Origin of the sequence: Nocardia donostiensis (genome assembly GCF_002081715.1) — a bacterium.
GTDB classification, from domain to species: domain Bacteria; phylum Actinomycetota; class Actinomycetes; order Mycobacteriales; family Mycobacteriaceae; genus Nocardia; species Nocardia donostiensis.
In genome coordinates, this window is record NZ_MUKP01000068.1 from 1 (window position 1) to 14,138 (window position 14,138).

The 14,138-nt window shown below is 68.6% G+C and carries 1 protein-coding gene; it reads right to left on the reverse strand.

Annotation, left to right across the window (positions count from 1 at the left end; translation table 11 throughout):
- Positions 1 to 14,138, reverse strand: a 14,138-nt coding sequence (locus tag B0T44_RS24710; protein WP_139795350.1) for a non-ribosomal peptide synthase/polyketide synthase, incomplete at both ends; no start/stop codon positions are given.

Genomic DNA, 14,138 nt, shown 5'->3' on the forward strand with positions numbered 1-14,138 from the left:
GCAGGTCGGTGTCCTTGGTGGCGGCCAGCAGTTCGGCGAAGGTGATCTCGCCGGGGACATGCGAGCGCAGCACCAGGGTGTTGACGAACATGCCGATCACATCGTCGAGTTCGGCTTCACCGCGGCCGGCGATGGGTGTGCCGATGGCGATGTCGTCGGTGCCGGACAGCCGCGCCAGGAACAGTGCGAGCGCGGCGTGCACGACCATGAACAGGGTTGTGTTGTGCTGCCTGGCGATCTCGGTGAGCGCAGCGTGCAGCTCGGTGTCGATCGGGAACACCACGCGCCCGCCCGCGAACGACTGCGTCGTCGGCCGTGGCCGGTCGGCGGGCAGGTTCAATTCGTCGGGCAGTCCGGCCAGCGCGGTCCGCCAGTAGTCGGCCTGTTTGCTGATCAGGCTGTCGGGGTCGGTTTCGGAACCGAGCACTTCCCGCTGCCAGATGCTGAAATCGGCGTACTGCACCGGCAGCGGCGCCCAGCCGGGGTCCACGCCCGCGGCGCGCGAGGCGTAGGCGACCATGACGTCGCGGGTGAGCGGTCCCATCGACCAGCCGTCGGCGCTGATGTGGTGGGCGACGAACACCAGCACGTATTCGCTGCCGTCGACGTGGAACAGCTTGGCGCGCAACGGCACCTCGATGGTCACATCGAATCCGGCGGAGACCTCCTCGATGATCCGGCGGCGCACCTCGTCGGCATGTACCGGGATCGGGGTGAGGTCGGGCACGGCCTGTTCGGTCGGCAGGATCACCTGCTGCGCGGCGCCGTCGTATTCGGGGTAGACGGTGCGCAAGGTTTCGTGTCTGCCGACCACATCGACGACGGCCTGCTGCAGGGCGTGCAGGTCGAGCGCGCCGGACAGGCGGACAGCGACCGGGATGTTGTTGACGGCCGAGGCGGTGTCGAACTGGTTGAGGAACCACATCCGCTGCTGCGCCAGCGACAACGGCACCACATCCGGACGCGGACCCGCCACCAACGGCTGACGCCCACCAGCACCAGCATGCTGCTCCACCTTCGCCGCAAGCCCGGCAACCGTCGACGCCTCGAACAACGTCCGCACCGGCACCCGCGTATCCAGAGCAGCACCGATCCGCGCCGCCACCTGAGTGGCCAGCAGCGAGTTACCACCGAGCGCGAAGAAATCATCATCTGCGCCGACCCGCTCCACGCCGAGCACATCGGCATAGATGCCGGCCACGATCTCCTCGATCGGAGTCGACGGCGCACGGAAGACGGTCGCCTCGAACTCCGGCTCCGGCAACGCCTTCCGATCCAGCTTCCCGTTGATGTTCAACGGCAACGCCTCGAGCACCACGAACGCCGACGGCACCATGTACGACGGCAACACCTCGCTCAGCGCCGCCTTCACCTGTGCCACATCGGCCTCGGCGTCCTCGGTGGGCACCAGATAGCCGACCAGCCGGTCGCCGGTACGCGGATCCGACTTCGCCACCACCGCGGCCTGCGCGATCTGCGGCAACGCCAGCAGCGTCGCCTCGATCTCGCCGAGCTCGATGCGGAACCCGCGGATCTTGACCTGGAAGTCGGTGCGTCCCCGGTATTCCAGCACCGCCTGCTCCGCGCCCCGCGGGGTGCGGGTGACCCGCCAGGCGGCGAGGTCACCGGTGCGGTACATCCGCCCGCCCGTGCCGAACGGGTCGGCGATGAAACGCTCCGCGGTCAGGTCGGGCCTGCCGAAGTAGGCGCGCGCCAGCTGATCACCGGCCAGGTACAGCTCGCCGGCGACCCCGTCTGGCACCGGCCGCAACCGCGAATCCAGCACATACACCTGGCTGTTCCACTGCGGCACGCCGATCGGGACGGTCGCCTCGTCGGCGGCCGACACCCGATGGGTGGTGATCGAGACCGCGGCCTCGGTCGGACCGTAGAGGTTGAACAGTTCGGTGCGCGGGTATTCGGCGATGAACCGCTGCGCCAGCGCCCCGGGCAGTGCCTCACCGATCGCCAGCACCCGCCACAGCGAATCCGGCAACCCGGCCGTCAGCAGCGCGTCCAGCATCGACGGCACCACATGCAGGGTGGTGACCCATTCGCGCTGCATCAGTTCGTTCAGGTAGGCCGGGTCGCGGTGCCCGTCCGGGGACGCGATCACCAGTCGGCCACCGCATACCGCGGCCGACCAGAATTCCCACACCGACAGGTCGAACGTCGCCACTGTCTTCAACAGCACGGCGTCGGCCGCGTCCAGACCGAATTCGACGGCTTTGTACTGCAACTGGTTCGCGATCGCCGCATGCGGCACCGCGACCCCCTTCGGCCGACCGGTGGAACCGGAGGTGAAGATGACGTAGGCGGTGTTGCGCGGGCGCAGCGGCGCGAGCCGGTCCGCATCGGTGACCGGGGCGTTGCTGAACTCGCTCAGCTCGAGGTCGTCGAGTGACGTCACGGGCGCAACGTCGGTGGTGAACTGTGTATCCGCGTTGGTCAGCACGCACACCGGTGCGGCGGTCTCCAGGATGTAGCCGGTGCGTTCGGCAGGCTGATCCGGATCCACCGGCACATACGCGCCACCGGACTTGGCCACCGCGTACATGGCCACCACCAGATCCACCGAACGGCGGATGGCCAGCACGACCCGCGATTCCGGTCCGACACCCGAGGCGATCAGCTGCCGCGCGAGGCGGTTCACCCTGGCGTCCAGCTCACCGTAGGTCAGCTGTTGCTCGTCGTCGGTGACCAGCGCGACCGACTTCGGATCGGCCGCCACCGTGGCGTCGAGCAGCGAGACCAGGGTCGCGTCCGGGTCCACCGGGTTGGCGGTGTTGTTGCGGCCGCGGACCAGCGCGTCGCGTTCGGCGCTGTCGAGCAGTTCGATATCGCCGACCGGGGTGCGCGGCGCGGCGATGATCTCGCCGAGCAGCCGGACGAACCGGTCCACGAAGCCCTGCACCGTCCCGTGATCGAACAGGTCGGTGGCGTAGGTGAAGAACCCGGTGATGCCTTCCGGCTCGCCGGTGTCGCCGTAGCGGTCGGTGGCGATCAGGTGCAGGTCGAACTGCGAGAGCGCGGTGTCGATATCCAGCCCGGACACTGCAAGCCCCGGCAGTTCCAGGCTGGCCTGGGCCAGGTTCTGGAACGACAGACCCACCTGGAACAGCGGATGCCGTGCGGTGGAGCGCACCGGGTTGAGCACCTCGACCAGCCGCTCGAACGGTACGTCGGCGTTGGCGAAAGCCTGGATATCGGTTTCGCGCTGGCGGGCCAGCAGTTCGGTGAACGGTGCATCGGTCTCGACGCGGGTGCGGAACACCAGGGTGTTGACGAACATGCCGATCAGGTCGTCGAGCACGGCCTCGCCGCGGCCCGCCATCGGGGTGCCGATGGCGATGTCGTCGGTGCTCGACAGCCGGGCCAGCAGCACCGCCAGCGCGGTGTGCACCACCATGAACAGCGTCGCACCCTCGGCCCTGGCGAGTTCGATCAGCGCGCGATGGGTGTCGGCGTCGATACGCACAGCCACCTTGCCACCCGCGAAGGATTGCACGGCCGGACGCGGACGGTCCGACGGCAGGTCCAGCTGGTCGGGCAGATCGGCCAGCGCCTCCCGCCAGTAGGCGACCTGTTTGGCAGCCAGCGATTCCGGATCGTTCTCGTCGCCGAGCAGTTCCCGCTGCCAGATGCTGTAGTCGGCGTACTGCACCGCCAGCGGCGCCCAGTTCGGCGCCTCACCCATGGCTCGCGCGGCGTATGCGGTCATCAGGTCGCGGGTCAGCGGCCCGACCGAGGAGCCGTCACCCGAGATGTGGTGCACCACCATGGCCAGTACGTATTCGGCGCCGTCCGGCTGCTGGTCGGTTCCGACGATCTGGTACAGCGCCACCTTCATCGGCACCTCGCTGGTGACGTCGAAGATGGTGGAGGTCAGGGCAACCACGGCGGCTTCGGCCTCGTCGGGGGCCACGACCCGCACATCCAGCCGCGGTACCGCGCGGGCCGTGGGCAGGATCACCTGCACCGGCCCCTGTTCGGTCTGCGGGTAGATGGTGCGCAGGATTTCGTGCCTGCTCACCACATCGGCGATCGCGGCCCGCAGCGCGGCCACGTCGAGGGCGCCGGACAACCGCACCGCGATCGGCACGTTGTAGGCGGCCGACTGGGTGTCGAAGCGGTTGAGGAACCACATGCGCTGCTGTGCCAGCGACAGCGGAATGTGTTCCGGCCGCGGGCCCGCGGTCAGCGCCTTGCGTCCGCCTGCCTCGGCGTGCTGTTCGACTCGCACGGCCAGCGCGGAGACAGTCGACGCCTCGAACAGCAGCCGCACCGGCACCCGGGTGTTCAATGCCTCGCCGAGCCGCGCCGCGACCTGGGTGGCCAGCAGCGAGTTACCGCCCCAGGCGAAGAAATCGTCGTCGAGGCCGATACGCCGGTCGTCGCCGGACTGGTCGCCGACCCGCAGCACCTCGGCGAAAGTATTCGCAACGATCTGCTCGATCGGGGTGGTCGGGGCGCGGAACACCGCCTTCTCGAAGGTGGGTTCCGGCAGTGCCTTGCGGTCGAGTTTGCCATTGACGTTCAACGGCAGCGCGTCGAGTTCGACGATCACCGACGGCACCATGTACGACGGCAGCTCCGTCGCGAGCACAGACTGTAGTTCTCGTTTGTTGATCGCTCCGGCCGCGGGCACCACATAGGCCACCAGTCGGTCGCCGATATGCGGATCGGTGTGTGCGAGCACCGCTGCGGCACTCACTTGCCGACGGCGCAGCAGAGCCGCCTCGATTTCGCCCAGTTCGATGCGGAAACCGCGGATCTTCACCTGGAAGTCGGTGCGGCCCCGGTATTCCAGGCGTCCGCTACCGTCGTCGGCGGTAAGCCAGGCCACCAGGTCACCGGTGCGGTACATACGCTCGCCCGTGCGGAACGGGTCGGCGACGAACCGATCGGCGGTCAGGTCCGGCCTGTCGAAGTAGCCGCGCGCCAGCTGCGTGCCTGCCAGGTACAGCTCACCGGACACTCCGACCGGGACCGGTCGCAGCCGAGCGTCCAGCACGTATACCCGGCTGTTCCACTCCGGTACGCCGATCGGGACCGACAGCTGATCGCTGGTGGTGACCTTATGGCTGGTGATCGATACCGCCGCCTCAGTCGGGCCGTACAGGTTGTACAGCTCGATCTCGGAGGAACCGGCCAGTACCCGCTGTGCGGTCGCGGCAGGCAACGCCTCACCGATGGCGAGCACCCGGCGCAGCGAGCCGGGCAGTTCGTTGCCCGATTCGGTGAGCAGCGCGTCCAACATGGACGGCACCACATGCAAGGTGGTGACACCTGTATCGCGCATCAACTCGTTCAGGTAGGCCGGATCGCGATGCCCGTCTGCCGCGGCAACCACGATGCGGCCACCACAGACCGCGGTAGTCCAGAACTCCCAGACCGAAACGTCGAAGGTCGAAGCGGTCTTCAGCAGCACCACGTCGTTGCCGTCCAGCTCGAACGCCGAAATTTCCCACAGCAACTGGTTGACGATCGCCCGATGCGCCACCGCGACGCCCTTGGGCCGCCCGGTGGAACCGGAAGTGAAGAGCAGGTACGCGGTGTTGGCGGAGTTCAACGGGGCACGTCGTTCGGTATCGTGCACCGGCTCGCCGGAGAACCCGGACAGATCGATGTCCTCGATCCGCACGACCTCCGAGACAGCGGTGCGGAAGCCGTCACGACCGGTGGTCAGCACACAGAACGGCGCAGACATACCGAGGATGTACTCGACACGCTCGGTGGGCTGATCGGGGTCGATCGGCACATAGACGGCCCCGGCCACAGCCACCGCGTACATGGCGATCACCAGGTCGGCGCTGCGCCGCATGGCCAGCACCACCCGGTCCTCCGGCCCGACACCGCAATCGATCAGATAACGGGCTATCCGGTTGACCCGCTGATCGAGTTCGGTGAAGGTGATGTCCCACCTACCCGCCCCGGTCGGATCGTCGGCGATCAGCGCCACCGCGTCCGGGGTCCGCGCGACGGTGTCGCGCAGCAGCGAGGGCAAGGTGGCTGCGGAGTCTACCTCGTGCGCCGTATCGTTCCACGTCTCGAGGATGCGCACCGCTTCGTCGGCATCCAACAGTTCGATCTCGCCCACCGGCCGGGTCGCGTCGGCGACCACCGCGTCGAGAATTCGCACGAACCGATCCGCGAAGCCCTGCACCGTCGCCTCGTCGAACAGGTCGATGGCATAGCCGAATTCGGTGATGATCTCGGCCGGAGCGCCGTCGTCGGCGTAGCGGTCGTACAGGGTGACGTGCAGATCCGTCTTCGCCAGCTGCGAATCGAAATTGACCGCGCTGACCGTCAGCCCCGGCAGTTCGAAGGTGGTCTCGGCCAGGTTCTGGAACGACAGCCCCACCTGGAACAGCGGATTGCGCGCAGTGGAACGTACCGGGTTGAGCACCTCGACCAGCCGCTCGAACGGTACGTCGGCATTGGCGAACGCCTCGAGGTCACGTTCCTTCACATCGGCGAGCAGTTCGGCGAAGCTGTCCCCCTGGCGCACCGCCGTCCGGAACACCAGAGTGTTGACAAACATACCGATCAGATCGTCGAGTTCGCGTTCGCCGCGGCCCGCGATCGGGGTGCCGACGGCGATATCGTCGGTGCCCGACAGCCGCGACAGCAGCACCGCCAGCGCTGCGTGCACGACCATGAACAGCGAGGCGTTGTTCGCCCGCGCCAGCTCGTGCAGCTTGGCATGGCGCTGCGGGTCGATCTCGAAACGGATCGCCTTGCCCTGGAACGACTGTGCCGGCGGGCGCGGCCGGTCCGCGGGCAGTTCCAGCTGGTCGGGCAGGTCGGCCAGGGCGGCCTTCCAGTACGCGACCTGCTGGGCGGCCACTGATTCCGGGTCGTCCTCGTCGCCGAGCACCGCACGCTGCCACAGCGCGTAGTCGGCGTACTGCACCGGCAGCGGCGCCCACTGCGGGGCATCACCGTTGACGCGAGCCACATAGGCGGCCATGACGTCGCGGGCCAGCGGTCCCATGGAGGAGCCGTCGGCGGCGACGTGGTGCACGGTGAAGGCGAGCACATGGTCGGTGTCGGGGTTCGCGTCGTCGGCTGTTGCGTTGCCCGGGACGATGCGGAACAGCGCGACCTGCAGCGGCACCTCGACGGTGACGTCGAAGGTGGTCAGCGCGAATTCGATGACTTTGCCGACCAGCTCGGATTCGGCGACCTCGATCGGAGTCAGCGCGGGGGCTGCCCCGGCGGCGGGTGCGACCACCTGGTGCGGTCCGTCGGACGAGCGCGGGTAGGTGGTGCGCAGCACCTCGTGGCGGGCGAATACGTCGCCGATCGCCTGTTCCAGCGCCGGTACGTCGAGCCGCCCGGTGAGCCGCACCGCGAGCGGGATGTTGTCGACGGCGGATGCGGCCGTGTCGAACTGATTGAGGAACCAGTAGCGCTGCTGGGCGGGCGACAGCGGAATCCGTTCCGGTCGCGGCCCGGCGACCAGTTTCGGCCGGGCCCGCCCGGAGCCCGCGGAGAGTTCCACCTTGGCGGCCAGCGCCTGCACGGTCGATGCCTCGAACAGGTCGCGCACCGCGAGCTGGGCATCCAGCGCCGCGCCGATACGCGCGGTGACCTGGGTGGCCAGCAGCGAGTTGCCGCCGAGTTCGAAGAAATCATCATCCACACCGACCCGGGCGACGCCCAGCACATCGGCGAAGGTGTCGGCCACGATCTCCTCGATCGGAGTCGACGGAGCCCGGAACACCTTGGCCTCGAACACCGGAGCAGGCAACGCCTTACGATCCAGCTTGCCGGAAGCATTCAACGGGAACTCGTCGAGCACCACGAACGCCGACGGCACCATGTACGCGGGCAATTCCGCGCCGAGGTGGGCACGGGCGGCGTCGATATCGACGGTCCGGTCCGTGGCCGGGACCACATAGCCGACCAGCTGGTCGCCGAGCCGGGCATCGGAGCGGACCACGACGACCGCTTGCGCGACCGAGTCCAGCGCGGTGAGCGCGGATTCGATTTCGCCGAGTTCGATACGCAGGCCACGCAGCTTCACCTGGAAGTCGGTACGACCCAGATAATCCAGCTCCCCCGCAGCGTTCCACGCCACCAGGTCACCGGTGCGATACATCCGCGCACCGGCACCGAACGGGTTGGCAACGAAACGATCCGCGGTCAGATCCGGGCGGGCTACGTAACCGCGCGCCAACTGGGCGCCTGCAAGATACAGCTCACCTGCCACACCCACCGGAACGGGCCGCAGTCGGGCGTCCAGCACGTAGACCTGCGTGTTGAACACCGGCGCACCGATCGGCACCGACGCGGTATCAGCATCGGTCACCTCATGGAACGTGACATCCACCGCGGCCTCGGTCGGACCGTACAGGTTGTGCAACCGCGCACCGGTCAACTCACGCAACCGCTGCGCCGTCGCCGCAGGCAACGCCTCACCCGAAGCGAAAACATTACGCAGCGAGACACACTCGGCAGCACGCTCGTCGGCGACGAACACCGACAGCATCGACGGCACGAAGTGCAGGGTGGTGACGCCCTCGTCCACGATCACCCCGGCCAGATACGCCGGGTCGCGATGCCCGTCCGGTTTCGCGACCACCAGACGCGCACCGACCTGCAACGGCCAGAAGAACTCCCACACCGACACATCGAACGTCGCAGGCGTCTTCTGCAACACCACATCATCAGCCGCGAGCCCATACTCCGACTGCATCCACACCAAACGGTTCACGATCGCCGCGTGCGACACCGCCACACCCTTCGGGCGGCCCGTCGAACCGGACGTGAAGATCACATACGCGGTGCTGGACCCGCGCAGCCCGACGATGCGTTCAGCGTCGGTGACCGGGGCGTCGGAGTAACCGGACAGGTCGATCCGGTCGAGTTCGACCGTGGCGCGACCGCAGGCATCGAACTCGTCGCCGGAGGTGGTGAGCACACACACCGGGCGCGCGGTATCGAGCACATACTTGTTGCGGTCGGCCGGATGATCCGGATCCAGCGGCACATACGCGCCACCGGCCACGCTCACCGCATACATACCGACAACCAGTTCGATCGAGCGGCGCATACCCAGCGCCACCTGCGTATCCGGACCGACGCCGAGCGAGATCAGGTGCCGGGCCAGGCGGTGTACCCGGGCGGCGAACTCTGCGTAGGACAGAGTTGTCCCCTCGAACAACACCGCGGGCGCATCCGGGGTGCGGGCAGCCTGCGCCTCGAACAGCGACACCAGGGTCGCCGCCGGCGCTGTGTCGGGTAGCGCGGCGACAGCCAGCTCGGCGTCGAGATCGAACGCCGTCTGGTTCCAGTCGCGCACGATGCGCGTGCGTTCGGCCGCATCCAGCAGGTCGATATCGCCGATGACCGAGGCAGGGTCGGCGACCACCGCGGACAGTATCCGCAGCAGCCGATCCGCGGTGCGGGCGACCGTGGCGTGATCGAACATATCGGTGGCGTAGGCGAACTCGGCGGTCATGCCCTCACCGTCGACACCGCCGGAAACGTTCAGGTGCAGATCGAACTTCGCCGTCACCACGTCCAGCGGTACGCCGGCCACGTCCAGTCCGGGCAGCTCGAACGAGGTTTCCCCGGTGTTCTGGAACGACAGCATCACCTGGAACAGCGGATGCCGCGCCTGCGAACGCGCCGGGTTCAGGATCTCCACCAGCCGCTCGAACGGCAGATCGGCCTGCCCGAACGCGGCGAGGTCGGTTTCCCTGGTCCGGGCCAGCAGTGCGGTGAACGGTTCGGCCGAGTCGATTCCGGTGCGCAACACCAGGGTGTTGACGAACATGCCGATGGCGTCGTCGAGGACGGCCTCACCACGACCGGCGACCGCGGTGCCGATGGCGATATCGTCACTGCCCGACAGCCGCGACAGCAGCGCCGCGAACGCCGCATGCACCACCATGAACAGGCTCGCGCCGTGCTCACGGGCCAGCGTGTTCAACCCACGCACCAGTTCGGCGTCGATACCGAACTCGTACACCTCGCCCCGGTTGGAGGCGACCGCAGGCCGGGACCGGTCGGCGGGCAGGTCCAGCTGGTCGGGCAGCCCGGCCAGAGTCTGCGACCAGTAGGCGACCTGCTGGGAGATCAGCGACTGCGGATCGTCCTCGGAGCCGAGCGTTTCCCGCTGCCACAGCGCGAAATCGGCGTACTGCACCGGCAGCGGCGCCCAACCCGGCGCCTCACCGCGGGTGCGGGCCGCGTAGGCGATCATCACATCCCGGGCCAGCGGACGCACCGACCAGCCGTCGCCGGAGATGTGGTGCACCACGAACACCAGCACATGGGTGTTCACGTCCCCCGAGCCCGCGACCCGGAACAGCGCGGCGCGCACCGGGACCTCGGCGGTGACATCGAAACCGGTGAGCACCAGTTCGCTGATGCGGTCCCGGATCTCGGCTTCGGGCACCTCGATCGGGGTCAGGTCGATGGTGTGCTGCCCGGCGGGGAGCACCACCTGCACACCCTGTCCGCCCGCGGTTTCCGGGTAGACGGTGCGCAGCACCTCGTGCCGGTCGATCACATCGGCGACGGCGCGACCCAGCGCGTCGGTGTCCAGATCGCCGGTGAGCCGCACCGCGAGCGGGATGTTGTTGACCGCGGTGCTGCTGTCGAACCGGTTGAGGAACCACATGCGCTGCTGCGCCAGCGACAGCGGCACTTCGGCCGGGCGCGGGCCCGCCACCAGTTCACGGCGGCGTCCGGTGCCTGCCTGCGCCTCCACCTGCACCGCAAGCGCGGCCACGGTCGGGGCCTCGAACAGGGCGCGTACCGGCACTCGGGTGTCGAGCGCGGCGCCGAGCCGGGCCACCACCTGGGTGGCGATCAGCGAGTTGCCGCCGAGTTCGAAGAAATCGTCGTCCAGGCCGACCGGGTGCTGTGCAGGCAGGCCGAGCACCTCGGCGAAGGTGGCCGCGACGATTTCCTGCACCGGAGTGTTCGGGGCCCGGAATTCCCGCGCCTCGAACGCCGGTTCCGGCAGGGCGCGCCGGTCGAGTTTGCCGTTCGGGTTGAGCGGCATGGCGTCGAGCACCACGATCGCGGCGGGAACCATATACGACGGCAGGCGGCCCGCCAAGTAGGTGCGCATCGCCTCGACATCGATCGTTTTACCGGTCGCAGGCACCACGTAGCCGACCAACCGGTCGCCGGTATGGGCGTCGGAACGGACCAGCGCGACCGCCTGGGCGACGGCCTCATGGGCGGTGAGCGCGGTTTCGATCTCGCCGAGCTCGATACGCAGACCGCGCAGCTTCACCTGGAAGTCGGTGCGGCCCAGATAGGTGATGACGCCCGCGCTGTCGCGGGTCACCAGGTCACCGGTGCGGTACATCCGGGTGCCCGGCGCGCCGAACGGGTCGGCGACGAACCGGTCCGCGGTCAGGTCGGCACGGCCGATATAACCGCGCGCCAACTGGGCGCCCGCCAGATACAGTTCGCCCGCAACACCCGGGGCGACCGGATGCAGCCGCGCGTCCAGCACATAGGCCGCGGCGTTCCACACGGGCGCGCCGATCGGCACCGCGCCGGTCACCTCGTCGGCGACCGGGCCGTGTGTGGCGTGCACGGTGAACTCGGTGGGCCCGTACAGGTTGTACAGGGTGATATCGCTGCCGATCCGGCGGACGGCGGCGACCGCGTCGCCGGTGAAGGCTTCACCGGCGACGAACAAGGCACGCAGCGACGACAGATCGGCTCCGCTGTCGGCGACACCGCCCGCGAACACGGTCAGCATGGACGGCACGAACGAGGTCATGGTGACCCGTTCGGCGGCGACCACATCGGCCAGGTACTGCGGATCGCGATGCCCGTCGGGTGCGGCCACCACCAGGCGGCCGCCGGTGGTCAGCGGGCCGAACAGCTCCCACACCGACACGTCGAACGTGGCCGGGGTCTTGAACAGCACCACATCGTCGGCGCCGAACCCGTATGCACCGGTGATCCAGCGGATCTGGTTCACCACCGCGCTGTGCGGTACCGCGACACCCTTCGGCCGTCCGGTGGAACCGGAAGTGAAGATCACGTAGGCGGGGTGCTGCGGGCGCAGCGGCGCGGTCCGTTCGAAGTCGGTGACCTGGGTGCCCGGGTAGCCGGTGAGGTCGAGTTCGTCCAGCACCAGGGTGGTGTGGCCGTCGGCCCGGAAATCGTCGGTTGCAGTGGTCAGCACGCACACCGGGTCGGCGGTGTCGAGGACGTAGCCGATGCGTTCAGCGGGCTGGTCCAGGTCCAGCGGCACATAGCCGCCGCCTGCTTCCAGCACCGCGTACATGGCGACGACCAGATCCACCGAGCGGCGGATCCCCAGCGCGACCAGCGTTTCCGGTCCGACGCCTGCCGCGACGAGGCGGTGCGCGAGCTGGTGCACGCGGGCCGCGAACTCGCCGTAACCGAGGGCTGTTCCGTCGGCCGGGTCGACGATCGCGACCGCGTCCGGGGTGGCTGCGGCCTGGGCGGCGAAGTCGTCCACCAGGGTGGTGGGGGCACCCAGGTCGTGGGCGGTGTCGTTCCACCCGCGCAGCGCCAGTTCGGTTTCTGCCCGCTCGAGCAGGTCGATATCGCCGACGGCCAGGTCCGGGTCGGCGGCGACCGCCTGCAGCAACCGGGTGAACCGGCGGCCGAAGTCGGCCATGGTCGCCGGGTCGAACAGATCGGTGGCGTAGATGAGTTCGGCGCTGATACCGGACTCGGCCGATTCCGACAGCACCAACTGCAGATCGAACTTGGCCACCTCGATCGGCAGGTCCACCCCGCTGACCGTCAGACCGGGCAGCTCGAGGCTGCTCTGGCCGGTGTTCTGGAACGACAGCATCACCTGGAACAGCGGATGCCGCGCCTGCGAACGCGCCGGGTTCAGGATCTCCACCAACCGCTCGAACGGCAGATCGGCATGCCCGAACGCGGCGATATCGGCGGCGCGGACCGTGCGCAGCAGATCGGTGAAGCTGGTGCCGCCGTCGATCGGGGTGCGCAACACCAGGGTGTTGACGAACATGCCGATCAGGTCGTCGAGGGCACGTTCACCGCGGCCGGCGACCGGGGTGCCGATGGCGATGTCCTCTTCACCGGACAGCCGCGACAGCAGCACCGCCAGCGCGGTGTGCGCGACCATGAACAGCGTCGCACCGCGGGTGCGGGCGAGCTCGGTGAGTTTGCCGTGGGTGTCGGCGTCGATCTGGAACAGGTGGGTGGCGCCGTGCCCGGAGGCGACGGAGGGACGCGGCCGGTCGGCGGGCAGATCCAGCTGTTCGGGCAGCCCGGTCAGGGCCTGGGTCCAGAACGAGATCTGCTGCGAGATCACCGACTCCGGGTCGTCCTCGGAACCGAGCACCTCACGCTGCCACAGCGCGTAGTCGGCGTACTGCACCTCCAGCGGACGCCACGCCGGTTCGCCGCCGTCGACCCGCGCGCCGTAGGCGGTCATCACATCGCGGGTGAGCGGTCCCATGGAGAACCCGTCGGCCGAGATGTGGTGCACCACGATCGCGAACACATGTTCGGTGGGGCTCACCTCGAACAGCCGGGCCCGGAACGGAACCTCGGTGGTGACGTCGAAGGCGGTGAGCACCAGTTCGGACAGCTGTTGCGGCAGCTGCGCCTCGGTGACCTCGACCGGGGTCAGATCGGGGATCACCTTCGCGGTGGGCACCGACTGCTGGTAGGCGGTGCCATCGACCTCCGGGTAGAAGGTGCGCAGCGATTCGTGCCGGGCGAGCACATCGGCGACCGCGATCTGCAGGGCTTGGCGGTCCAGCAGACCGGACAGCCGCACCGCGGCCGGGATATTGTCCACCGCCGATTCGGGGTCGAACCGGTTGAGGAACCACATCCGCTGCTGGGCCAGCGACAGCGGGACTCGCTGCACGACCTCGCCCGTCAGCAGGGTCACCACCGGACGCTGCTGCGGTTCCAGCGCGGCCCGGCCCCCGGCGCCGGCATGGGATTCGGCGCGGGCGGCCAGCGCTGCCACCGTCGACGCCTCGAACAGTTCCCGCACGCCCAGGTCGGTGTCGAGGGCGGCGGAGAGCCGGGCGGCGACTTGGGTGGCGCTGAGCGAGTTACCGCCGAGCGCGAAGAAGTCGTCGTCCAAGCCGACCCGGTCCAGGCCGAGCACATCGGCGAAGGTGTCGGCGACGATC